Annotated in this window: 17 protein-coding genes and 2 tRNA genes; 16 read left to right on the top strand and 3 right to left on the bottom strand. The window is 55.9% G+C overall.

Annotated features, from left to right (window positions below; genetic code table 11):
* Positions 1 to 121: 121 nt before the first annotated feature.
* Positions 122 to 706, bottom strand: a complete 585-nt coding sequence (locus tag KRAC_RS13310; RefSeq protein ID WP_007907738.1) for a HEPN domain-containing protein — start codon at positions 704 to 706, stop codon at positions 122 to 124.
* 373 nt (positions 707 to 1,079) lie between these two features.
* Here KRAC_RS13310 and KRAC_RS61465 point away from each other — a divergent pair, with 373 nt between their 5' ends.
* Positions 1,080 to 1,757: a general stress protein gene (locus KRAC_RS61465; protein WP_007907736.1), complete on the top strand. Its 678-nt coding sequence runs from the start codon at positions 1,080 to 1,082 to the stop codon at positions 1,755 to 1,757.
* 83 nt (positions 1,758 to 1,840) lie between these two features.
* On the opposite strand, the gene KRAC_RS13300 is transcribed toward KRAC_RS61465, so the two are convergent.
* Complete coding sequence (locus KRAC_RS13300) at positions 1,841 to 2,380, bottom strand: DNA-3-methyladenine glycosylase I (RefSeq protein WP_007907735.1); 540 nt, start codon at positions 2,378 to 2,380, stop codon at positions 1,841 to 1,843.
* Positions 2,381 to 2,674: 294 nt separating this feature from the next.
* On the opposite strand from KRAC_RS13300, the gene KRAC_RS13295 reads away from it, so the two are divergent.
* The 4 genes from KRAC_RS13295 (at position 2,675) to KRAC_RS13280 (ending at position 6,541) form a co-directional block, all read left to right on the top strand.
* On the top strand, positions 2,675 to 3,331 hold the full coding sequence (locus KRAC_RS13295) for a hypothetical protein (protein WP_007907734.1): 657 nt from the start codon (positions 2,675 to 2,677) through the stop codon (positions 3,329 to 3,331).
* A 248-nt stretch (positions 3,332 to 3,579) separates the two neighbouring features.
* Positions 3,580 to 4,281: an RNA polymerase sigma factor gene (locus tag KRAC_RS61460; protein ID WP_007907733.1), complete on the top strand. Its 702-nt coding sequence runs from the start codon at positions 3,580 to 3,582 to the stop codon at positions 4,279 to 4,281.
* Entirely contained in the window at positions 4,278 to 5,261 is a 984-nt protein-coding gene (locus KRAC_RS13285; RefSeq protein WP_007907732.1) for an anti-sigma factor, read from the top strand. The genes KRAC_RS61460 and KRAC_RS13285 overlap by 4 nt, the downstream gene beginning before the upstream one ends.
* A gap of 95 nt (positions 5,262 to 5,356) precedes the next feature.
* Positions 5,357 to 6,541, top strand: coding sequence for an acetyl-CoA C-acetyltransferase (locus tag KRAC_RS13280; RefSeq protein WP_007907731.1), 1,185 nt, complete (start codon positions 5,357 to 5,359; stop codon positions 6,539 to 6,541).
* Positions 6,542 to 6,604: 63 nt separating this feature from the next.
* Here the strand turns inward: KRAC_RS13280 and KRAC_RS13275 are convergent, their stop codons facing one another.
* The gene (locus tag KRAC_RS13275; RefSeq protein ID WP_007907730.1) at positions 6,605 to 7,861 is read right to left on the bottom strand and encodes an MFS transporter; all 1,257 of its coding nucleotides are present in this window, start codon (positions 7,859 to 7,861) and stop codon (positions 6,605 to 6,607) included.
* A 673-nt stretch (positions 7,862 to 8,534) separates the two neighbouring features.
* Between KRAC_RS13275 and KRAC_RS13270 the strand changes: the two genes are divergently transcribed.
* The 11 genes from KRAC_RS13270 (at position 8,535) to hisD (ending at position 22,924) form a co-directional block, all read left to right on the top strand.
* Positions 8,535 to 10,265 carry an acyl-CoA mutase large subunit family protein gene (locus KRAC_RS13270; RefSeq protein ID WP_007907729.1) on the top strand — a complete coding sequence of 577 codons (1,731 nt, stop codon included), beginning with the start codon at positions 8,535 to 8,537 and terminating at the stop codon, positions 10,263 to 10,265.
* A 198-nt stretch (positions 10,266 to 10,463) separates the two neighbouring features.
* On the top strand, positions 10,464 to 11,387 hold the full coding sequence (locus tag KRAC_RS13265) for a GNAT family N-acetyltransferase (RefSeq protein WP_007907728.1): 924 nt from the start codon (positions 10,464 to 10,466) through the stop codon (positions 11,385 to 11,387).
* A 56-nt stretch (positions 11,388 to 11,443) separates the two neighbouring features.
* Positions 11,444 to 12,364, top strand: a complete 921-nt coding sequence (gene prmA / locus KRAC_RS13260; protein ID WP_007907727.1) for a 50S ribosomal protein L11 methyltransferase — start codon at positions 11,444 to 11,446, stop codon at positions 12,362 to 12,364.
* Between the two features lie 166 nt (positions 12,365 to 12,530).
* The gene (locus KRAC_RS61455) at positions 12,531 to 13,352 is read left to right on the top strand and encodes an RsmE family RNA methyltransferase (RefSeq protein WP_007907726.1); all 822 of its coding nucleotides are present in this window, start codon (positions 12,531 to 12,533) and stop codon (positions 13,350 to 13,352) included.
* 245 nt (positions 13,353 to 13,597) lie between these two features.
* Positions 13,598 to 16,051, top strand: coding sequence for an SWIM zinc finger family protein (locus KRAC_RS13250; RefSeq protein ID WP_007907725.1), 2,454 nt, complete (start codon positions 13,598 to 13,600; stop codon positions 16,049 to 16,051).
* Positions 16,041 to 18,419: a helicase-associated domain-containing protein gene (locus KRAC_RS13245; RefSeq protein ID WP_007907724.1), complete on the top strand. Its 2,379-nt coding sequence runs from the start codon at positions 16,041 to 16,043 to the stop codon at positions 18,417 to 18,419. Before KRAC_RS13250 ends, KRAC_RS13245 begins: the two co-directional genes overlap by 11 nt.
* Positions 18,420 to 18,675: 256 nt before the next feature.
* A tRNA-Gly gene (locus KRAC_RS13240) sits at positions 18,676 to 18,750 on the top strand.
* A gap of 9 nt (positions 18,751 to 18,759) precedes the next feature.
* A tRNA-Cys gene (locus KRAC_RS13235) sits at positions 18,760 to 18,833 on the top strand.
* A 52-nt stretch (positions 18,834 to 18,885) separates the two neighbouring features.
* Positions 18,886 to 19,716, top strand: coding sequence for a DNA repair protein RecO (gene recO / locus KRAC_RS13230; RefSeq protein ID WP_007907722.1), 831 nt, complete (start codon positions 18,886 to 18,888; stop codon positions 19,714 to 19,716).
* Positions 19,717 to 19,955: 239 nt separating this feature from the next.
* The gene (locus KRAC_RS13225; RefSeq protein ID WP_007907720.1) at positions 19,956 to 21,467 is read left to right on the top strand and encodes a spinster family MFS transporter; all 1,512 of its coding nucleotides are present in this window, start codon (positions 19,956 to 19,958) and stop codon (positions 21,465 to 21,467) included.
* Between the two features lie 143 nt (positions 21,468 to 21,610).
* On the top strand, positions 21,611 to 22,924 hold the full coding sequence (gene hisD / locus KRAC_RS13220) for a histidinol dehydrogenase (protein WP_007907718.1): 1,314 nt from the start codon (positions 21,611 to 21,613) through the stop codon (positions 22,922 to 22,924).
* Positions 22,925 to 23,126 lie beyond the last annotated feature (202 nt).

The following is a 23,126-nucleotide window of genomic DNA, read 5'->3' as shown; positions in this document are numbered from 1 at the left end:
CTCCACTTGTGCTTGTGGGTCCTGCCATGGTCTGTCTTCTGTCACATCGACAGGTCAAGAATAAGGCGTACCTTTTCCTGCGTGCCAGGACCCTGGTCGCGCTACAAATCGCGACCAATGACTACGTTGTCAAAACAATATTACGTGCCCAGCGTAGGACTGTGCGAGCGCTCTGAATATAGCTACTCGCTTCATCGGCACTGATGACCTCATCGGCCTCTTCAGGAGGGGTATCGGCGTAGAACGTCTCGGGATGAAACGGCGAGAGCCGGGCCATCTCCTCTTGAATTGAGTCCGGTGCTCCAACCTGTGCGCCCAGTGCGTGCAGGTCATGATTATATGGAGAGCGGCGGCCAATGTTGAGCAAGCTCACGGCTTGCGCAGCCTTTTCCGCCACCTGGTTGCAGTAATCGGCGCAGGCAAAATGACGCCCCAGGCCAATTTCAAGCGTGGCTGTGGTCATATCCTGTGCGGCCTCCGCGAAAAGCCCTAATGCACCCTGAACATCATGGTCCGGGTATACCTCCCTGTCCTCCTCATCCTCCTCACCTTCAAAGGGCGCAGGCGATGCCGCCTCTGCATGAACAAATGGTTGCTGGGTCTGATCCTGTGACTCTACTCCACCTAGGAGGAGAGCTTCTAGATCGCTTTCAGTGGAGTCATGATCGCTGTATCGATGGTTGGGCATTTCATGCATGTTAGACATGGTAAGTGTTCCTTCTACAGGGTGCCGAAACATAGGCACGTTTTACGAGGTGTTGTATAGCATTGATTATTAAGTAATGCTATCCCGAACATAGTATTCCTAATCAAGCTAATCTGTCAATGGCTGTAGGAGCATCCTTCGATGTGTTTAAGAAGTATCAGTTTAGCTAATACTTGTTTGTAATATTGATGTATGTGTATGTAGATGAAGGAAATTTTTTGTGTTGACGGATGTAATGAAATAAATTGCAAGAAAAGCGGAAAGCTGTATAATAGTGTATCAGACTGTTGGCGACAGGAGCGGTTTGCGCTTCGCATACGTGTATCTATGTATGTTGATATAAAAATGGTTATGCGTGAAAGTGAAGGTGCAAATGAATATAGATGAATCGATGTCTGTTATGGCACAACCCATGGTGATCGGTGTCTTTGAGAAGCGGGAAAAGGCCGAGGAGGCATTGGAGGATTTGCGCCGGGCGGGCTTTACGGATCAGCAAATAGGCTTTCTCTATCGTCATCTTGATACTCAGGAGAGCGAGAAAAAGATCTCGACCGAGTCCGCGATTGGGGCGGCGGCAGGCGCCATCGGCGGTGGTGCCTTAAGCAGCGTTCTGACGGCTGTCGCGATCTCAGTCATTCCGGGTGTGGGCCCTGCCATCGCGGGTGGGATCATCTTTGCCGCGCTGGGAGGAGCCGCGCTGGGAGCTATGGCGGGTGGCTTTGTGGGTATGCTGATTGGTATGGGCGTACCCGAAGACGAGGCACATTACTATCAGGGAGAACTGGAGCATGGTCGCACCATTGTCACCGTGAAGAGCAATGAGCGCTATGACGAGGCACGGCAGATGCTGAAGCAGCATGGCGCCTATGACGCGACCGAGCGCATGGCACAATTGCAGCCGGGGGATACGCAAGCTCAGTCCTCGCTCCCGGCAGCAAGTTTCCACGATGAAGACACAGTCGAGCGTGGAACGCCTGAGTACAATCAGAATGTGCCACTTGAAGAGGTTGATACCATCAAAGTCGAGAACTACCGCCCACCAGTGCGATAACAATAACAGAGTAGCCACGTACGCCAGGAGCGGGCCTGCTACTGGCGTACGTGGCTACTGGAGCTGCGCTCTGGCGTACGTGGCTATTGTTGGGACCAGGGGGGATTGAGGGTCAGGATCTGGTGATAGATGGGGCAACTGTCCTGGTGCGCGCCGGGCAGATAGCCTGTGCTCATGAGGAATTCATTGACGATCTCGCCACCCGTAAAAACAAAGTTCTTTTTGAAGAGTTTGACCCACTGCTCCTTATTTAGAGGATGATGAAGCGTGAGCCAGTTCGCGAAGGAGCCATGCTGCTCTCGCAGGACGACGAGGCGGCGCGCATTCTCAATCACAGCGCGGACCTTCAGGCGATTGCGAATGATGCCCGCATCACTGAGGAGCCGCTCTTCCTCCTGTGGTCCATAACTCGCAACTCGATCAAGATCAAAGCCTTCAAAGGCGCGCTGAAAGTTCTCCTTCTTCTTTAAAATAGTCTGCCAGGAGAGACCTGCCTGGTTGATCTCCAGGGCCAGGCGCTCGAAGAGGGCGGCGTCGGTGGCGAGGGGAAAACCATACTCCTGATCATGGTATGCCTGGTGCAGCGGATGCTCGCGGGCCAAGTCGCAATAGCTCTGAGCCATAGGTTCGTGTGTCCTCTTTTCTCTCGACCAAAGGTCCTTCATTGGGAAGTGCCTATCTGTTTGTTACGCAATATGCTCGTTTGTAGCGTAAATACTTCGGTTTGCTCTGTCAAGACAGGACTAAATACCTGATAGCGAGTAGGTAAAAAGTCATCATTTCCTGTGCCTGGCGCTCTGTTGCGTTGGAATAGAGTGAAAGCGCATAGACGCCGGGAGGGGATGTGAAGTGTGGAGGAGGTGCGCGTAAAATAGACGTTAGATATCTGCATTTGGGACGACGAAGGAGCTGCAAGCATGTTAGCAAGTATTCGTGATCTTGCGATCATGGGTGTTATTTTCTTATTATTTTTGATCGTCGCAATTATTGCCCTGGTGCGCTGGTCAAAACGGATCAAGCACATCCGAAAGTGCGAATTATTGGACCTTGAGCACGAGCTTGAGAAGATGCAGCGTGAGGTGCCGAATTACGCGGCGGCTCTGGTAATCGTTGATGTAGCTGTAGGAATTATCTTTCGCTCGAAGATCTCCCTGGTCCTCCTGGAGGGTATAGGTGTCGTCAATATCGTCTATTTGATTGTATTGCTTGTAGGCGTCGTAGGGTGGAGAATGATGGCGAGGCGTTGGCAGAAGATCCAGGAGCAGCTGCCGATCCAGGAGATTCGTGCGCAGATGTCGATGCAGGCGCAGGTAGGCGAGCAGGACATGGGGCTTCAGCAGCCCTGGCAGGCTCTTCCAGCTCCTATGCAGTGGCCAAATGGCCAGATGGATGGCTCGCAGGGGATGTGGCAAAACGGGGTGGCACCTGAGGCGCAAAACCAGTGGCCAACGGGCGGACAGATGGCGATGCCGCAGGGCCAGTGGCAAGGTCAACAGGAGTTCGACCAGCAGAATCAGTGGCAGGCTACGCCCATGCCCTCCTGGCAGCAGAATGGCTCTGGCCAGAACTGGTAAAAATTAAGTATCCAGATAGAAAAGCCGCTCTCTTCGACGAAGAGAGCGGCTTTTCTATCTGGATACTTGGGTTTCTTTGCTTAGCCGTAAAAGTAGCCACACTCCAACGTGAGTATGGTGTATGATTTGATCGTGGTATTGTGGGCTTTGCCCGCAATACACACCACAATACCACGATCCTACGAGCGCCGCAGGCGTGAGTAGTGAAGGCTTCACAAGTTCCTGGGAATGAAGGAGTAAACAGCGGTATGTTTCCATCGATGGTGGTTCCTGCTATACTACAGGTGCGCCCTGAGCTATGTCTGGAAAAGACTGAGCAACGAGAGAAAGTAGCAGCCAGCATGCCTGTGGAAAAATCTGCGGATCGACCAGGAGATAGAGCGTTTAGCGATGAACTGGCCCTGGAAAAGCTCTATGAACAGTTCCGACGCCCCATACATTCCTATGTCTATCGCCTGCTTGGAAACGTGGAAGATGCCGATGATATAACACAAGAGGTCTTTATACGTGCGTGCAGTGCCTGGGATGGACTCTATGAGCGAGATCATTTGTCGTCCTGGCTGTACCGGATCGCGACCAATTTATGTGTTGATCAACTGCGTCGACGCAAACGTATCTCCTGGTGGCCCCTTTCACGCCGCTCGCGCCAGGCCGAAAATGATGATGATGTGAGCGATGACGCCTCCCTCCTTTTAGCTGATAGTGGTGGTATCCCAGAGATCGCTGAACGTGAGCATATCCGTCTAACCCTGGCCAACATGCCCGAGGAGTACGCGGCTGCGCTTGTGCTACATGCTGCACAAGGGGTCCCCTACCAGGAGATCGCAGCTATTATGGAAATCTCGCCAAATGCCGCCGCGACGCGCATTTCCCGGGCCAAAAAGATGTTTATGGAACAATACAAGCGATTGAATAAGAGTAATGCGAGTGTGCAGGAGCGGCGAAAATGAATGATATTTTTCTCCCTCCCCTTCCTGCGGGACATGAAACCGATTCCCGGGCCTGCGAAATCGTTCACCTCTACCTGGCTGTGTGGGATGATCTGACGCCAGAGCAGCGACGAAGCGTCGCCCAGCATGTGCGTGGGTGTGAGTCGTGTACACAAGAGATGCGCCAGGTTCAGCAGGCAACACGCCTGGTCGCTGACCTCCCTCCATCACAACCCTCCGAGCGTGTTGATGCCGCGGTTCGAGCCGCGATAGCCGCACGCGCACAGGAGCGCGGCAAAACGAGTGACGAGTCGCGCCCGGTAGCCTTTCCAGAGAGACGCCGTGCGCACGCGAGAGCACGCTGGCGCCCTGCGATGCTGGTGGCGGCCGCGCTGATGGCTCTGGGAGTGTTACTGGTCTCTTATCTCTTCTTTCTACGCTCCGCGCAGGAGTTCCAGATTCCATCTCAGGTAAGCTGGAACGGCTATGTGCTCTACCATATCCAGACGCAGCAGACAAGTGATGGTGCATCCTACCAGGTCAAGACCTACCATGATTTCACCAGTAATATGTTCCATGTAGAGACAGTCATGGATGATAAACTGGATGTTGTAGCGGTAGGCAACGCCCAGCATGGAGTCCTGGGGAAAGACATGATGAATCACGTGGCGCAATGGGATGCTGACAACTGGGTCGACAGCAACTCTATGTTTGATCTGCAAAAATTACGGGCGAATATCGCGGCGGGGCGCGCCAGTTATATCGGTAAGGGAACCTTCCAGGGACGAGAGGTCTATCAGATTCGCTACCAGAATGACGATATTCTTCTGCTTGATATGCATTATATGCCCGTTAATGTGCTGGAGCAGAAGCCTTCCTCTGGCGAGAAGCCGATGTATGATACCCTTGAAGTGCTCACGCAGCAGCAGGTCCCTGAGAGCCTCTGGGACATGCAGGTACCCCCTGGCTTTAAGATGGGCGAGTTACCGCAAAAGCCTTAGATTTGCCCCTTCTCGGTCATAAAAGATAGAATAAGATAGAAGTTTGCTAGACCCTATGGCCACATCGGTGTGGCATTAGCATGAGGAGAACTCGCATGACCGAAGAACATATTCCGGTAATCGTAGGCGCGGCAAGGACGCCGACAGGCAAGTTCCTTGGTAGTCTCGCCAGTTTTACAGCCCCCCAGTTGGGGGCTATCGCCATAAAAGAAGCTGTAAAGCGCGCAGGTATCGACCCCAGTAGCCTGGATGAGGTCATCATGGGCAATGTCGTGAGCGCGGGCATTGGGCAGGCGCCGGGCCGCCAGGCCGCCATCCACGCGGGCCTTCCCGATGATATTCCCGCCTTCACAATCAACAAAGTCTGTGGCTCGGGTCTCAAAGCCGTCATGCTGGCGGCGCAGGCCATTCGTGCGGGCGATGGCCAGGCGTATATCGCGGGCGGCATGGAGAGCATGAGCAATGCCCCCTATCTCTTGCCCAAAGCGCGTACTGGTTACCGCATGGGTGATGGCAAAATCATTGACTCTGTGGTCCGTGATGGCCTCTGGTGCGCCTTTGAAGATATCCATATGGGCAATGAGGCAGAGATTATCGCCGAGAAGTTTGGCGTCACGCGCGAGGAGCAGGACCAGCTGGCGCTGCGCAGTCACCAGCGCGCGGCGGCAGCTACAGCCGAGGGCCGCTTTAAAGAGGAGATCGTGCCAGTTGAGGTGCGACAGAAGAAGGGTTCTTTGCTGGTTGAAAACGACGAGCCTATTCGTAGCGATACCTCACGTGAGGCGCTGGCGCGTCTCTCGCCAGCTTTTCTAGAGGATGGTACGGTGACGGCTGGTAATGCTCCTGGTCTAAGCGATGGAGCCTCGGCGACGGTCGTTGTTGATCAGGCCTTTGCGCAGGCGCAGGGCTTGCCCGTCCTGGCCCGAATTACGGGGTATGCCTCGGCGGCCATCACACCGCGCTATATCTTCGCAGCCCCCACGCGTGCCGTTCGTCGCCTGCTGGAGCGCACAGGTATGCAGTTAAGCGACTTCGACCTGATCGAGGTCAACGAGGCCTTTGCGGCCCAGGCGCTTGCCAATGGCAAAGAGCTGGACTGGGATTGGGAGCGCGTGAATGTCAATGGTGGCGCTATTGCCCTGGGCCACCCCATCGGCTCCAGTGGCTCACGTGTCTTGATTACCCTGATTCATGAATTGAAGCGCCGAGGTGGCGGTCGCGGCCTGGCAACCCTCTGCCTGGGTGGCGGTGGGGCAGTCGCGCTCTCCGTCGAGGTATAGTTTTTTAATGAAGTAGCGTAAATAAATGTGGTGCAGGCAAAGCCTGCACCACATTTATTTACGCTACTTCATTTTTACATGCCATTGGCGCAGGCGTACCAGGAAGACTGTTCCCAGCCCTCCCAGGAGCAGTGCGAGCACAGTCCAGCCATAGACTGCGCTGTACGAGGAGTGTGTGATACCTAGTCCAAACAGCGGGAAAAGCACGATCATGGCCAGGCTAAAGAGCCCCGTTTGAAACGAGAGGACAGTGGCGCGCTGAGCCTCGGGACAGCGCTGGTTGATATAGGTGCTGAGTGCTGGATAGAGCACAGCGGTCGCGGCCTGGAAGAAGATCAAGAACCCCAGTAAGCTTGGGATCATCTGTGGCTGCATCATCAAAAGCAGACCCGCTGCCTGGGCTAGGACAGCCAGGGGCAGCAGCCAGCGCTCTGGAATCTTGCGCATCATCGCAGGCACCATGGCCGTGAAAAGAAACTGGCTAACTTTGCTCAGCGCGATGATCAATCCTATCGCGCTCAGAGCGAAGCCCAGGCCATGCAGTTGCAACTGGACATAGAAGTAGATTGTAGTGCCACAACTCTCCGTAAGCCCTGAGATCAGGATCAGTCCCAGGATCGCAGGTGTGTTCCAGACAGTACGCAGGCCGCTGCCCAGGTGAGCTAGGACATTAATGCGCTCCTCTGGCTGGCGCTCTTCTATACCCTCTGGCAACAGACAGAGCGGTAGAATGGAGACCAGGCTGACAAGCGCTCCACAGATAAACGGCAGGGTTTGCATGATGCCGCCCAGATATCCTCCCAGCGTGGCGCCTATCATCTCACTTACCAGGCTAACCATCAGCGTCCAGCTCATGAGCTTGCTATATAGCTGTGCTTGGCGCTGAGCATCGGCATAGCCAGTCAGGGTCCAGAGCAGAGCATCGTTGGCCCCACCCAGGAAGGCGAGTGAGATGCCCGAGAGCGCGAATGCCAGGAGCATAAAGGGCGCCGTGGGATGAAGATAGAGTAGGCTATCTACTGCGCTAATCAGACAATAGAGAATCAGGCTTTTGCGGCGTCCCAGCAAGTCCGCGAAGATCCCGGTTGGCACCTCGGCGACGAACTTGGCGATGTGAAAAGTCATTTCAAACAGACCAATCACAAAGGGGCTATATCCCTGCGCCGCCAGGTAGATCATCCAGATAGCGCTGGTCAGCTGTACGCGCGAGGATGCGGTATAACCAAAGAAAGCGGTCAGCCAGCGACGCCAGGGGCGCGCCTGGGATATGCTGGCGGATAAAGTGTCCTCTGTCGAGGATTCCCTAACTGAGTCATTCATGGCTTCTAGATACTCCCTCTCATGAGATAGTAGGTAAAGGGAACGCTAGTGAGTGCTTCTGTAGGAAGCAACAGACGTGAGAGAGTACCTGGCGCGGATGGCTTACACGGGCAAGGGTAGCACATAGCCCACACGCTATGTCCCATGGAAGGGTGGAAAAAGGGCTAAGAAACAGAGGACGAAAAAGTAGCCATGCCAAAGGCAGCAGAATCTATCGCAGGACAGGAATATCCTGAGAATGGAGGCTCGGCGCTACTTCTCGCCGCATAAGCGCTACGCCAGGCTTATGCGGCCACCACATGGCCGAGGATTGATGGAATGAGGTGATGATGGGCCAGTCGCCCGGCGCTGGCGCGCGCGGTGACCTGGCGCATATGCTGTCGTGTCATATAGTTGAGGATAACATGCCCTCAGTCGCAAGTCAAGCGCTATTTCTGGCCTTTTCCAGCTCGCAAGCTCGCCGTTGGTAAGAGATATAGGCTTTGCCACCGGGTAAGGGTGTGTGAGATGGTGGGCCTGGCTCCGCCAGGCCCACCATCTCACACACCCTTACCCATACACCTTCTTGCCTGAGGCGTATGGTACAATAGGGATGTTACAACTATGAAATGAATCGTCTATTTGCGTTTCAAATATACTATTGCCTTTATGCATATGAGGAGAGCTTGCGAAGATGCTTGAACAGAAATCGACAGAGCCAGAGTTGCCTGAGGTCGAACAAGGGACGCTGTTTGATAAAGAAGAACTTGACCGTTTGCATGTGCAGCGCACACAATGGGAAGAGGGCCTCGTTAAGAAGTCGGTAGAGCGCATCCCCGAGCAGGACAACCTTATCACCACCTCTGGTGTGCCTATCGAGCGACTCTACACACCCGAGGATGTGCGAGGACTGGATTATCAGCACGACCTAGGCTATCCCGGCGCCTATCCCTATACGCGTGGCGTTCAGCCAACCATGTATCGCGCCAAGCCGTGGACTATGCGCATGTTCGCGGGCTTTGGCACTGCTGAAGATACCAATAAGCGTTTTAAGTATTTATTACAGCAGGGGCAGACGGGCCTCTCGGTGGCCTTCGATATGGCGACCCTCTATGGCTATGATACCGATCATCCCCTGGCGGCAGGCGAGTTTGGCAAGTGTGGCGTCGCCATCTCCTCGCTCGCGGATATGGAGGTGCTTTTCGAGGGGTTGCCCCTGGATAAAATCACCACCTCTATGACCATCAATAGCCCAGCCTCGGCCATCTGGGCCATGTATATCGCGAACGCCGAGAAGCGCGGCTTCTCCATGGCGCAACTGGGAGGTACGCTCCAGAACGATATCCTGAAGGAGTATAGCGCGCAGAAGGAGTTTCTCTTCCCGCCAGAACCCTCGATGCGCCTGGTGACAGATACCATCGAGTTTGGCACGCGCCATATGCCGCGCTGGAATACCATCAGCATCAGCGGCTACCATATCCGCGAGGCGGGCGCGACCGCTGTGCAGGAGCTGGCCTTTACCCTGGCCGATGGCCTGGCATATGTTGATGCCGCCCTGGCGCGTGGCCTGAAGATTGACGAGTTCGCGCCCAGGCTCTCCTTCTTCTTTGATGTGCATAATGATTTCTTCGAAGAGATTGCCAAGTTCCGCGCTGGTCGTAGGCTCTGGGCGCGCTTGATGAAGGAGCGCTATGGCGCGAAGGACCCACGCTCCATGATGTTGCGCTGTCATGCGCAGACGGCTGGCGTCTCCCTCACAGCCCAGCAGCCTGAAAATAACATTATCCGCACCACTATTCAGGCCCTGGCAGCGGTCCTGGGTGGCACCAACTCGCTGCATACCAACTCGCTTGACGAGGCCCTGGCTCTGCCCACAGAGAGCGCGGCCCTGATCGCCTTACGCACGCAACAGGTCATCGCTTCTGAGAGTGGCGTAACCAATACTATTGATCCCCTGGGAGGCTCGTACTTTCTTGAGGAATTGACCGAGCGCACCGAGAAGGCTGCGCTGGGGTATATCGAGCGCATTGATGCCCTGGGTGGCGTGCTGGCATGTATTCAGAACGGTTTCTTCCAGCGCGAGATTGCCGAGTCCGCCTATCGCTATCAGCAGGAGATCGATCAGCATAAGCGCACGATTGTGGGCGTGAATGATTACGCCATCGAAGAGCATATCAAGGTACCGACGCTCTATGTGGACTACGAGGGCGAAAAGGCCCAGATTGCGCGGCTGGCACGCGTGCGCCACGAGCGTAACAATCAGGCGACGCAGCGGGCTTTGGAGAATCTGAAGCGTGTCGCTGAAGGCACTGAGAATACTATGCCTGCCATCCTTGAGGCGGTAAAGTCTTACGCTACGCTTGGTGAGATCATGGATGTCTTCCGCGACGTCTTTGGCGATTATATGGAGCCCGCTGTCTTCTAGCGCGCCAGTTGTGTGCATGTCGGCAGCGTGAACAGTGATGAGAACCAGGGGCGTAAGACGGTGTACCTGTTTGATCTGGAGTGGTACAATGTCTTGCGCCCTCTTCTTATTCCGAAACCCAACGTCGCTCTCGCGACTAGCGCTTCGCGCTCAGGGTTTTCGGATAGGTAGTATGTATAGAAAAAGAAAGAGATCTGGATGCAGCAATACTCTGGCCTGGTGAAAAGGCGCGGTCTGGCAGAAGACGAATTGAACGCTGTCGCACACCTTATGGAGCTCTGTTATCAGCACGATCAGTCGTGGGTGCGGGTGAACGTGGGAGATTTGCGTCATCCAGCAGGCTTACTCTGCCAGAGCTTCCTGTACTATGAGGATGCTCTCCTGGTTGGCTACCTGGGAGTTGAAGGGTTGGGAGCGAGTGTGCGCGAGGTAACAGGTATGGTTCATCCCGCGTATCGCCGGAGAGGTATTTTTCGCCAGCTCCTGGCCGCGGCCCGACTGGGGTGCGAGCAACAGGATATCGCCAGGCTATTCCTGATTACTGAGCAGGGGTCGGAGAGCGGGAAGGCCTTCATCGCTTCGACTGGTGCGCGCCTTGAAATGGCTGAGCATGAGATGGTCTTGCAGCAATTTCAAGATCACTATGTGCTCGATGATCGTTTGCTGGTGCGCCAGGCGGAGGATGATGATCTAGAGGGCTATTTGCAGGCGGTCTCGACGAGCTTCGGTGAAACGGTTGAGCGCAGGCGCCCCCTCGTGACGCTCTTCTGGCATAATCCCAAGTTTCGCTTCTACCTGGCGACCTTTGGCGAGGGGGAGGTAAGCTGCCGTGAACCGGTTGGCTGTTTGCGCCTGGATGTGCATGAGGCCGAGGGGAAAATTGGCATCTATAGTGTTGGGATCATTCCCGCGTACCGGGGTCGTGGTTATGGGCGCCAGATGTTAGAGTCTGTGCTGCGTGACATTCCTGAGCGTGAGCAGAAGGTGATTACCCTGGACGTAGAGACTGACAACACGCCCGCGCTCCATCTCTATCGCTCCTGCGGCTTTCGCGTCGCGCGCACTTACGCGTACTACGCCCTGGACCTGGTACTGGCGGGCACATTGTCACCGGTGGAGTGATAGACCCACGTAAATAATAACGCTACTCTAGTAGCGATGAGGCAGGAAATATCGTTATGCATTGGTTAGAATTGACTGTTACGACTCATCCCGACGCTGTCGAATCGGTAAGCGAGCTGCTCAGCCGCTATACAATTGAGGGGATTGTGATTGAGGACCCGATTGAGCTACTTGAGGATGGGCAGGCGTATCGCGTGCGCCAGGGAGAACCTGTGCAGGTCCATGCCTATACGCCTATTGACGGGACCGAAGAGGAGATCAGCCAGCGGGTGCGTGAAGGTCTTTGGCACTTTGCCAGCATTGGCGCCCATTTTGTGGGAGAACTCCAGACGCGTGCCGTCAACGAAGAAGACTGGGCCAACGCCTGGAAAGAGTACTATCATGTGACGCTTATCGGTGAGCGGCTCGTAATTCGCCCTTCGTGGCGCGAGTATACGCCCAAGCCCGAAGAGGTTGTGCTAACACTGGACCCTGGCATGGCCTTTGGGACCGGCCTGCATCCCACCACGCGCATGTGCCTGGAGCAACTGGAGAAACGAGTCACGCCTGGCATGCGTATTCTGGATGTAGGCACTGGTTCTGGCATTCTGGCGATTGCCGCCGCCAAATTGGGGGCTGAGTTTATTCACGCCATTGATAATAGTAGTGTCGCAACCGAGAGCGCAAGCGAGAACGCAGCCTTAAACGAACTTGCAGAGCGGGTCAAAGTTGAACTGGGCGAGCTGACGCCTGAGAGCGCCGGGCAGATGAAGGGGCAGTACGATATCGTCGTTGCCAATATTATTGCGCATGTGATTGGCGCCATCGCGCCACAACTGGCGACAACCGTAGCCCCAGGCGGCCTGCTCGTCGTGAGCGGCATTATCGAGGCACGCAGGCCAGATGCCGAGGGGCCGCTACTGGAGACTGGCCTGGAACTGGTGGAAGAGACGATGATCGAAGATTGGCTGGCCCTGGTCTTCCGCAAACGTGCCTAACATATAGTCCTCGTTTATTAGAAGGTGTTCTCAGCGTCTGCGACGCTTCGTAGGTGTCAGTGTGTGGTGGGAGGCTGGCTCTGCCAGCCTCCCACCACACACTGACACGGCGAGCCACGCAGTGGCGAGTAGATCTGAGGAGATGGGACACAGATAAAGAGGTTGTATGCATCGTTTCTTCATTGAAGAGGCGCAGGTCGAGCCTGCGCTGCTCAGGCAGAAGGGCATGGCCATTCTCTTACCCGAGAATGTCGCGCACCAGGTGCGGGATGTGTTGCGCCTGGCCCTGGATGAGCGCCTGGTGCTATTGGACAACAGCGGCGAGGAGACGCTCTGTGCCGTCAAAAAGAGCGCGCGTGGCGAGGTAGTGGTCGAAGTTCTTGAGCGCCAGCGGGGAAAGAGCGAATCGCCAGTAGAGGTGATGCTCTGCCAGGGTATGCTCAAATCCGCGCGCTTTGAATGGATTCTGGAGAAGGGGACAGAACTGGGTGTCTCGACCTTTCTTCCGACCACCTGCCAGCGCTCCACCACTGGCCTTGAGGAGGCAGGAACCTCCAAGCAGAAACGCTGGCTACGCATTATTCAGGAAGCATCGGAGCAATGTGGGCGCGCGCGCGTCCCCACATTGCTCCCTGTGCGCCCCTTGATGCATGTGCTTGGCGATATACCAGAAGGGACGCTGGCGCTGATGCCCTGGGAGGAGGAGCGTACGCAGACGTTGCGTAGTGTCTTGCGTGAGGCCATGACCAACTATGAGGAGGCACCAACGCAGCGCCTACGCGTTATGCTCTTTATCGGTCCCGAGGGCGGTTTCATGGCTGAGGAAGTCATGATGGCGCGCCGGCATGGCGCCAAGATTGTGACGCTGGGCGAGCGTGTGCTGCGCGCCGAGACCGCTGCCATTGCCTCAATCGCCAACATTATGTATGAGATCGAGACTACCCTACGCTCTCGAGGGACGACCGAACAGCTCTCCATTCAGGGCTAAACGCCGGTTCGGCTCGCAAGCTCGCCTTTGGTAAAGGGGTGCCTGGTAGCGGCCTGGCAGAGCCAGGCCGCTACCAGGCACCCCTTTACCCCTGAGCGCCGCAGGCGCGAAAAGAGCGGGCAATCATGCCAATTATGAGGCCGCGCGCCAGCGCTTTTTGTTGACCATACGCGCACCTCGTGCTAAGATAATCTAATACAGTTCATTTTTATTCACCTTTCTGTTGAGTATTTGAGCAAGCAATCATGGAACATGTAGTACCTGGCGCGTTGCGGCGCCTGCGAGCCACGGATATTATCAGCATGGCCGGGCTGGCGGCGGCGACACGTGGGCAGGAGTACGCGCGCCTGGACGCGGTACAGGCGACCAGGCGCGACGATGGACGCTTGAGTGGCATCGTCGAAATCGCGGCCTCTTCAGCCAGCGAGTCGGGTCCAGAGGAAGAAGACGCCTTCTCTTTCCCCGAGCCTGATGCCGGCAGTCACTATGTAACAGTAGAACTGCAAGGCGCGATGCAGTGGCAGAGCTCCTGTACCTGTGAGGCCCCCTCAACGGCGCTGTGCGAACACGCGGCAGCCCTGTTATATGAGTGGCTTGCCCATCCAGGACTCTTCCGCACGCTTGCCGCGCAAGCAGCTATGGGAAATAGGCCACAGAAAGAACGCTTGCAAGACTTGGTAAACGACGCTGCCGCTGCTCAGCTTCCCACGAGTAAGACTCCCCGAGAAAAGCCTTCCTCACGCACAGGTGGCGCTTTCAGGCCGATATTGCCTCCTCAACACACGCTGGTGCAGGTCGGGGGTATGCGGGATATTCTTCCACAATTGGGGATCAGCGAGCTACGCAGTATAGCGCGTGCATATGCGATAACGGCTGGAAATATGAATAAGCCTCAACTGATTGCGGTTTTGCTGGAGCAGGTCGCGCGTCCTGAAACAGTAAAAAAGGTCGCGGCAAGCCTGGAGAAGCCTCTACGCCAGTTTCTGGCCGCGATTACTCTCTACGGATCAGCCATCCCCGATGAGGAGCTACGCGCCCTCTATGATCGTTTCTCACTGGGGCAGCCCGCGCACTACCAGCAGGCGCTTGTGTCCCTTCAGAGTGAGGGATTGCTCTTCCGCACCAGCCTGAATAGTGTCTCGCTCGCGCGTGGAGCGCTGGGCAGCGGTCAGCTTGAGATCGGCTGGTTTGTGCCCCTGGAGGTGCGAGCAGCCCTGAAGGTAACCGTGCCGATGACCCCCTATACGCTGCCCGCGGGCGTTCAGGAAGGCTCTGAACGCGACGATCAGCCGCGCGTACGTAGCATGGAACCGCTGCGCCTACTCTCCGAGTTGCTGTTGCTTGCGCGCCTGCTTGATGGCACCGGCCTGGATGAGGAGAGTGCCTGGTTAGATTTCTCAGATACCTTGCTGGCAGAGTTCACAGGCACGACACGCGCCTCAGATGGCTCTTTCTTGCTTCAGTCCACAAGCGATCAGCCGCCTGAAAGTCTTATTGCCCGCCTGCGTGAACGTTTGCCACGCTCTCGGGCCTTCCTGCGTTTTGCGTTGCGCTTGCTGCGTGGTGGCAATATGCTTCGGCGTGCTGATGGTGATCGCAACCGTCTTCATATTGCTGATTCGCTGGCGGAGAAACTGCTGGGCGAGGCCCAGGTGCAAGAGGCCCAGGAGCTCTTCATGCTCTGGCTAAAACATTCGTCTATCGACGAGTTGCTGGGGTTGCGCGAAGATGGCGTCGACCTGCGGTGCCGCGCGAACGCGTTGCATCAGCCGGTCTTGCGTATGGGCGAGCTGGAGATTGAAAATAGCGAGGCGCGTCAGTTATTGGTCTCGCTCCTGGCTCAGGTGACGCCTGGACAGTGGATGCATTTTGGGGCCTTCGCGCGCTTTGTGTATCGGCTGAATCCCCTGTTTCTCCAGAGGCGGCAGCGCTATTTTGCCTCCCCACACTGGTGGCTGGAACGACAGGATGATAAACCACTCAAGCCCTCGCAGTTTAAAGATTGGCAGCGGGCAGAGTACCACTACCTGGCAGCGTTAATTCAAGGGCCACTCTACTGGTGGGGGATCTGCGATATTGTGAGTGCGCCTGATGGCGCGTTGCTGGCTTTTCGCCTGACACCACTGGCGTCCTGGCTCTTACAGGGGAATGGCGTTCCTGGCGAGCTTGAGCGAGGACGAAGACGGCGCCTGACACGCCTGCTGGTGGTCGTAGATGCCCAGGAGGTGCTAGTTCCGGCTCACCCAGCGGCCTGGAACCTCATCAAGGTGCTGGAACGTTTCGCTCAAGCCATGGGCATTCAGCGCAGTTATCTACGGTATCGCTTCACGCCACAAGCGCTTAGCAAGGCGTTGCGTGCTGGTGAAGATACCAACGCTCTCTTCAAAATTCTGCACTTGCTTGTGCAGCGTCAGCCAGAACTGGCCGACGCGCTTGCGCAGGTGACTGCTCGCCTGGAGCGTTTGCAGAAGAGTTATGGGCAGGTACGCTTCTATACTCATGTCCCTTTGCTTGAGGTCGCAGACCAGGTCGTTATGCGAGAGCTTGAGGCGACGACCTCGCTGCATGAAGTGGTGGCGCGCCCGTTGAGTGAGACGATGGCACTGCTCCATGAGGGTGGGGCTACGCGCTTGAGCGACGAATTGAAGCGGCGTGGAAGTGCTCCTCTTGTGCATGAGAAGGATAATTATGAAGCCTAGTGACGTAGAATTGCTAGAGGCCATTCCTCTCTATCACCTGCACACACTTGCCAGGTCCAGGCAGATTCTGTTGACCGGTGCCACGCCTGAGGCCAATGTCAGCGCAGATGCCAGCGCATCGGCTGAATTAGGAGAGGTCGCACGCCAACTCTTTGATGCGGATGTCCTGCGCACGCTGGTGCGAACCCTGGGCGAGGGTGAGTGGCTGATCTTGAAAGAACTGGTGCTCTGTGGTGGGCGTGCGAATAGTCGTGATCTGGCCTTTTACTGTCACAGTGCCGGACTGCTTTCTACGCGGCAACAGACGGGAGAACCACCCAGTGAAATGGGGGTTGTGAGAGCTTATCGCATAGAGAATACGCACAAGCCTATAGCCTATCCTCCTGCGCACCCGCATGGTCCATTCGAGCAGGCCATACGCTCTCTCTTGTTGGAAGGCTTGCTCTTTTGGAGTAAGCAAACCAGCTTCGCGGGCCGGGAGTATAGTAGTGGGACCCATGACGGCCTGCTTATTGTTCCGCTGAGTGTGGAAACCGCGGTCCACGAGGTTGCAAAAGAGCGCGAGCTGGGGGCAGGGCCATTACTGTCGGCAGTGCCAGAGAGTGGAACAGACGCACGGATGCGGCTTTTACAGCGCTGGCTCTATTCCTACTGGTCTGTGGTGGCGGAGGTCCGCGAGGGGTTGCCTCTGCTCAATAACGGCCTTCTCTCTCGCTCGGCGCTGCGTAGTGTGTTGGCGCGCATGGCTGAGGGCGAGGACGACGTGGTGCGTAATGAAAATGAGTCGCTCCGTTTACTCTTTCTGCGCCTGCTGGCGATGAAGGTGGGATTGCTACGTGAGCAACAAGGGATGCTTCAGGCTGCCCCTGCCGAGGCGTATTTCGCGTTACCGTTCTATGAGCGTGCCAGGCAGTGCTATCAACTGGCGGTTGAGGGTTCCTTCTGGAATGAGATGTTCTACCTGCCTGCGATCAATGTCAAGCCGGGTCCAGAGCTGCTCGCAGAGGCCCACCCAGAGGTGGTGCGTTCGCGCCAGGTCGTGCTTGAGCGTGTGTTACAGGAGATCCCAGGGACATGGATAGACCTGCCCACCTTTGTCGCGCGTACCAGGCTCTATGCTCCCTCGCTCCTCTTTCCTCGTCACCAGGGATCACGTATGGATCGCTATTCCAACGAGTGTAACCCCTATGGCTGGGATTTTCGCTTACAACGTGGCTGGCTGACGCATCGCGAAGGCTGGTATCTCGTCGAAGGTGGCTTTATTCGTGCCGTGATTGAGGGCGTGCTGTCGTGGCTTGGTATCGTTGAGATGGATGCAAAGGAGCATCCAGGTGCGTTTCGCCTCTTGCCCGCGGGACGGGCGCTATTTCGCGCAGACGAGCAAGCGCTAGAACAGCCTGAGGGGCGCTTGATTGTGCAGCCAAATTTTGAACTGGTTGCCATGGCACCTGTTGCTGAGTCTCTCTTGCTTGCCCTGGATCGCTTTGCCGAGCGGGAGCAACTTGAATATGTCGCGCACTATCGCCTGACCAGGGCCAGCGTCACGCGTGCGATTCAGCGTGGGTACTTGATTGAAGATATGTTGCGGACCCTGGAAGTGGCGGCAGATGGAGCCCTGCCCCAGAATGTACGCTATACCCTTCTGGAATGGGAGCGCCAGGCCCGGAGGGTTGAAATCTGGCGTGAAGCCACGCTGATGGAGGTGGCGGATTCAGTCTTGTTAGATGCCTTACTGGGAGAGCAAGAGACGTCTTCGCTCTTTGGACGACGCTTATCGTCCACTCTGGTGGAGGTTGCTCCTGGCAAGCTGGCTGAGGCTCAGCAAGTATTATGGGAGCGCGAGCAGCTTCCAGCCGTGACACGCGCGGGTACACTCAGGCGAGAAGATGGGGAGGAGAGGCAGGAGCCGCAGTGGCGCTTGCGCGAAGATGGGCTGCTCCAGCCACTTTATGGCGTGCTCAACTTCTATCTTGTGCGCGTTGCCGAGCGCTTTTGTGCCTATGACGAGGCGAGAGGTGGCCTGTGCCTGACCGAAAGCTCGGTACACGCCGCGCTCAAGCAGCATATGACCCTGGATGAAGTCATGGATTTCTTGCGCCGCTACTGTATTGATGACATTCCAGGGTCGCTCGTGCTACGCCTCAAACTATGGGGCAATGGGTATGAGGGCCAGCGCCATATTGGCGTCGCCCGCGCGCCGCTATTGATCCTCCCCGAGCAGGTCCTGAACGACCTGGAGGCAGACGAAGAGATCCACAACTTCTTGCAAGAGGTCATCGCGCCAGAGCAACGCCTCGTTCACATCTCGGAACAACACCTGGAGCGTGTACTCCGCCTCCTCCGCGAGCGTGGCTTCACCACGGACTAAGATCTTGCTAAAAGGGATGTGCTCGCTACCCCGCGAGCCGCAGGCTCGCGGGGTAGCGAGCACATCCCTTTTATATTGAGCGAGCGCCGCAGGCGCGAGAAGTCACGCCAGAATGGGAAGTATGGATCTAGCTGAAGAGGCAAAAAAAGAGGCCTCAACCTGTTGACAAGGACGTGGAGGTATGATATCTTATAAGCGCAGTCGGGGGTGACCGAAAAGTTACGAAAGTAACCAGCGAAGTGATCTCCAAAGACATGCGGGAGTGGCTCAGTGGTAGAGCGTCACCTTGCCAAGGTGAATGTCGCGGGTTCGAATCCCGTCTCCCGCTCCACCTTTTTAGGGCGACGTCGCCAAGTGGTAAGGCAAGGCTCTGCAAAAGCTTCACCAGCGGTTCGAATCCGCTCGTCGCCTCCAAAAGACGTGAGTTTGTAATCACGTCTTTTTTTTATCCCCAGGATTCCACAGTATGCGAGAACAACGCACCTACTCCACCGATGCCATCATCTTAAAACATTCTGATCTAGGTGAGGCCGATCGCGTCCTGACCTTACTCACTCCCTACAAGGGCAAGATTCATGCCGTTGCAAAGGGGGTGCGTCGCCCTGTGAGCCGTAAATCGGGACATTTAGAACTTCTCTGTCAGAGCCGGCTCTATATCGCTCAGGGACGCAACCTGCATATTATCACCCAGGCCCAGACCAGCGACGCCTTTCTCGCCCTGCGCCAGGGCGATGACATATGGTATCGCACCTGCGCCATCTATCTTGCTGAGTTGGTGGATCGCTTTGTCGAGGATGATACCCAGCATGAGGATGTCTATAACCTGCTCCTCCTGGCGCTCAAAACGCTCGATGAGGATGCGCGCAAGGTGCAGCAGCAGCACCTGGACGACTCAAGTGAGCCTGAGCATGAGCGGGATCGCAGCATGCTTCTGTTACGTTACTTCGAAATCTACCTCCTTTCCTGCATTGGCTATGAACCCCTGTTGCGTACCTGTGCGCACTGCGATGCTGAGCTAGAGCCGGTCGTCAACGGCTTTACCCCCTCGCTGGGTGGCGCGCTCTGTCCCAATTGCTCCCAGTTATGGGCGCAGAAGATTTCTCCCAATGCCCTCAAAGTGTTACGCCTCTTGCAGCGGACAGAGTGGGCGCGAGTGCCCCACCTGCGTCTTGATCCCCGGCTTCACGCTGAAGTCGCCATGGCTATGCATGGACTCTTGCGCTATCATCTTGAGCGAGAACTCAAGTCCTGGAGCTTCCTGGAGATGCTGATCTCGCTCCCCCCAGAAAGCAAATAATTCAGGGTAAAGGATATCTGGCAGCTGGGGTGGCGGAGCCATGTATAGCCCAACGCTGCTAAAGCACGCGTCTTCATATAATGGCACGAAACCTGCGTACCATTATATGAAGACGCGTGCTTTAGCAGCGTCGTCGTCCCACTAGGCAATCATGCCATTCTATGGTATGGTAGCGTACAGTTAACTTGTGTGGCTCCCTAGAAGTTGTGTCTCTCTCCATCCACTCTGAGGAGGTCCCTATGAGCGAAGTTGCTCAGCCTACCAATCCTGGTCGCCAGGCTTCTCACTCCAATCCCTCAACTCGCGCCCGCTCTGTCTTCTGGGTTATGTTCAGCATCAGTTTATTGAATTATCTGGATCGTTATGTCTTTAATGGCGGAGTCAATGTTATCGCCAAAGAGCTGCATTTTGACCTGAGTCAGACGGGACTGCTGTCCTCGGCGTTTCTCGTTGTTTACACTATTTTTGCGCTACCTGTCGGCTACTGGGCAGACAAGGTCAAACGTAAAAATGTGGTCGCCTGGTGTATCGCGCTCTGGAGCGTAGCGACCGCGCTGACTGCTTTCGCGACCAATTTTACTACCCTCTTTCTTGCACGTATGCTGCTTGGAATTGGTGAAGCCGGCTATTTTCCTGCCGGGACCGCACTCTTAAGCGATTATTATAGTCGTAGCAAGCGTTCACGTGTGATGAGTACCTGGGGAACGGCCCAGCTCTTCGGCATTCTGATTGGTATGGGCGCTGGAGGAGCCGTGGCGGGCCTGTATATTGGGAGCTGGCGCCTGGCCTTCATCTTTACGGGTATACCGGGTTTAATCCTGGCATATCTGGCCTGGCGTATGCATGAGCCAAGGCGCAACCAGGCTGATGAGGAAGAACTGGCTTTGGAGGCACAGCGTGTCGAGGTGTTGCCTGAGATCCAGCAGACATCACAGAGTGCCGTGCCTGTTGAAGTTGGGAGCACACAAGAGGGCCAGACTGGCTGGACGCGTATATTACGGCTAGCCATGAAGGATGTGCTAGTGTGCAGCCGGACGCTGTTGCGGATCAAGACCTTGAGCGTGTTGATCGCGATGCAGATTTTTGCCTTCTTTGTACTGGGTGTCAATACCACTTTTCTCTCCATCTATTTACAACAGAAAGATACCTTTGGGTTCACATCTGGCCTGGCGGGCATCTACTCTGGGGGAATTATCGTCCTGGCGGGTATTGTAGGCACGCTGGTGGGAGGATATGCCTCGGATATGTTGAATCGCAGGCATGCAGGGGCCAGGGTTCTGGTCTGTGGCATCGGTTTTCTTCTGTCTGTACCCGCGTATGCCGTCGCTCTTCTGGCAAATAATCTCGTTCTCTTTACCATCTTCTTTATTCTCACCGCGTTCCTGCTCACGATTTATACCGGGCCAAGTACGGCGGCGACCCAGGATGTCGTGCCCTCTCGCCTGCGCTCTTCAGCTATAGCGCTCTCGCTCTTGATTGCGCATATGCTGGGGGACGCCTTTGCTCCGACCCTGGTAGGTGTTATGGCGACGTCCTTTGATCCGACCGGAGGAGAGCATTTTCGTCTTGGTATGGCGGGCCATGACCTGGCGACGTCCCTGCTCTATACCTGTCTACCTGCCCTGTTTATCGCCGGCTTGATAGGAGTATCTGGTGCCAGGTGGATGGCGGAAGATATTCGTGAGGCCCAGCGTGTAGACGCCCAGGAGCTGACTGAACAGGCCAATAGTGTGGTAGGAATGGCACAATAGGGTCAACAACATGCGCATAGACGTAGACAAGTGCGTCTCTTTCTTTGTATTATGAAAGGGTGGCTGGTAACGCCACCCTTCATTTTTGGGGAGGAAGGTTGGGAATAGAACAAGCTAAAGCTGGAAAAGGAAATCGTAATTCTATGATCCACTTCTATGAACTGGCACAGCTCGATGCTTCGCAGCGCGAGCGCCTCTTGCGGCGCTCGGAGGTGAAGATTGATGAGCTTATCGAGTATGTGCGACCAATTGTCAACGCGGTACGGGATCGGGGAGATGAGGCCCTGGTCGAGTTCATGGCTCGTTTCGATCATGTGCAACTGTCACCTGAGCATTTGCGTGTGAGCCGCGAGGAGATCGAGCGCGCGCATACCTTGCTTGATAAAGACGTCTATGCCGCGATTGAACACGCGATTCATAATGTACGGACCTTTCACCAGCATCAAATGCCGCATGAGCAGTGGTTTACGCAGGTTGCGCCAGGTGTAATGGCAGGCGAGAAGATCACGCCGATCAGTAGCGTAGGCCTCTATGTTCCACGCGGGAAAGGCTCCTTCCCTTCTGTGCTCTATATGCTGGCGACGCCCGCCAGTATTGCTGGCGTGCCACGCATCGTCGTGTGTACCCCGCCTGGACCCGATGGCCAGGTTGACCCGGCTTCGCTCGTGGCGGCGGACCTGTGTGGTGTGCATGAGATCTATCGTGTAGGTGGTGCCCAGGCCATCGCGGCCCTGGCCTATGGTACAGAGCATATCGCACGTGTGCATAAGATTACGGGACCGGGGAACCCCTATGTCTCGGCCGCCAAACGCCTGCTCTATGGCACGGTCGATGTGGGTCTGCCCGCTGGACCAAGCGAGGCGATCCTGCTCGCGGATGCAAGCGCCGATCCTGAACTGGTGGCGCGCGACCTCCTCATCGAGGCAGAGCATGGTCCTGATTCTTCGAGCCTGCTGGTAACGGATAGTCGGGAGCTGGCACTGGCCGTGCGTGAGCTCTTGCCTGGCAAGATTGCCGCTTTGCCGGAGCCGCGTCGCACCTTCTGCCAGACCGGGCTGGAGAGCGAGAACGGGACGGGCGGGATTGTCCTGGTAGCGGATCAGCAAGAGGCCATTGCCTTTGTCAATGAGTATGCGCCTGAACATATGGAGGTGCATGTCCGTGAGCCATTTGCCGTCCTGCCCATGCTCCACAACGCGGGCGAAATTTTGTTGGGAGCGTATACACCAACCAGCCTGGGGAACTATAGCCTGGGTACAAATGCCATTCTGCCCACGGGTGGATTTGCACATACCTTTTCTTGTACCTCGGTCTTTGACTTCCTGAAGCGTACTGGACTGGCGTATGCCACCCGGGAGGGGTATGCCTCGCTGAGCGAGGCCACCCGCCGCCTGGCCGAATTTGAGGGCTTCCCCTCACACGCCAACGCGGTCACGGATCGTCCCGATCCTATGTGAGTCCTGAGGACAGCATTCCAAAGAAGATGGGTTTTCTCACATATGCATATGCTACAAACCTGCCGCTTGTTCGTTCTACCACGTGAGGAGCGAACGGCAGGTTGGGAGAAGTGGACCATATTTGGAGATGAGCAGTGCTCAAATATGAGCAATTCCGCTTTATAAATATGAAGTCCGCTACTGCTCACCAATGCGAAGATAT

The sequence above is a fragment of the Ktedonobacter racemifer DSM 44963 genome, assembly GCF_000178855.1.
In the GTDB taxonomy this organism is placed as follows: Bacteria; Chloroflexota; Ktedonobacteria; order Ktedonobacterales; family Ktedonobacteraceae; genus Ktedonobacter; species Ktedonobacter racemifer.
This window is presented reverse-complemented; position numbering and strand designations above follow the sequence as displayed.

Coding starts and splice junctions, on each gene's coding strand:
- KRAC_RS13310 (WP_007907738.1), bottom strand. CDS start 706: ATGTCTAACATGCATGAAATGCCCAACCATCGATACAGCGATCATGAC.
- KRAC_RS61455 (WP_007907726.1), top strand. CDS start 12,531: ATGCATCGTTTCTTCATTGAAGAGGCGCAGGTCGAGCCTGCGCTGCTC.
- KRAC_RS13275 (WP_007907730.1), bottom strand. CDS start 7,861: ATGAATGACTCAGTTAGGGAATCCTCGACAGAGGACACTTTATCCGCC.
- KRAC_RS13225 (WP_007907720.1), top strand. CDS start 19,956: ATGAGCGAAGTTGCTCAGCCTACCAATCCTGGTCGCCAGGCTTCTCAC.
- KRAC_RS13245 (WP_007907724.1), top strand. CDS start 16,041: ATGAAGCCTAGTGACGTAGAATTGCTAGAGGCCATTCCTCTCTATCAC.
- KRAC_RS13250 (WP_007907725.1), top strand. CDS start 13,598: ATGGAACATGTAGTACCTGGCGCGTTGCGGCGCCTGCGAGCCACGGAT.
- KRAC_RS13300 (WP_007907735.1), bottom strand. CDS start 2,380: ATGGCTCAGAGCTATTGCGACTTGGCCCGCGAGCATCCGCTGCACCAG.
- KRAC_RS13270 (WP_007907729.1), top strand. CDS start 8,535: ATGCTTGAACAGAAATCGACAGAGCCAGAGTTGCCTGAGGTCGAACAA.
- prmA (WP_007907727.1), top strand. CDS start 11,444: ATGCATTGGTTAGAATTGACTGTTACGACTCATCCCGACGCTGTCGAA.
- KRAC_RS13265 (WP_007907728.1), top strand. CDS start 10,464: ATGCAGCAATACTCTGGCCTGGTGAAAAGGCGCGGTCTGGCAGAAGAC.
- recO (WP_007907722.1), top strand. CDS start 18,886: ATGCGAGAACAACGCACCTACTCCACCGATGCCATCATCTTAAAACAT.
- KRAC_RS61465 (WP_007907736.1), top strand. CDS start 1,080: ATGAATATAGATGAATCGATGTCTGTTATGGCACAACCCATGGTGATC.
- hisD (WP_007907718.1), top strand. CDS start 21,611: ATGATCCACTTCTATGAACTGGCACAGCTCGATGCTTCGCAGCGCGAG.
- KRAC_RS13295 (WP_007907734.1), top strand. CDS start 2,675: ATGTTAGCAAGTATTCGTGATCTTGCGATCATGGGTGTTATTTTCTTA.
- KRAC_RS13285 (WP_007907732.1), top strand. CDS start 4,278: ATGAATGATATTTTTCTCCCTCCCCTTCCTGCGGGACATGAAACCGAT.
- KRAC_RS61460 (WP_007907733.1), top strand. CDS start 3,580: ATGTTTCCATCGATGGTGGTTCCTGCTATACTACAGGTGCGCCCTGAG.
- KRAC_RS13280 (WP_007907731.1), top strand. CDS start 5,357: ATGACCGAAGAACATATTCCGGTAATCGTAGGCGCGGCAAGGACGCCG.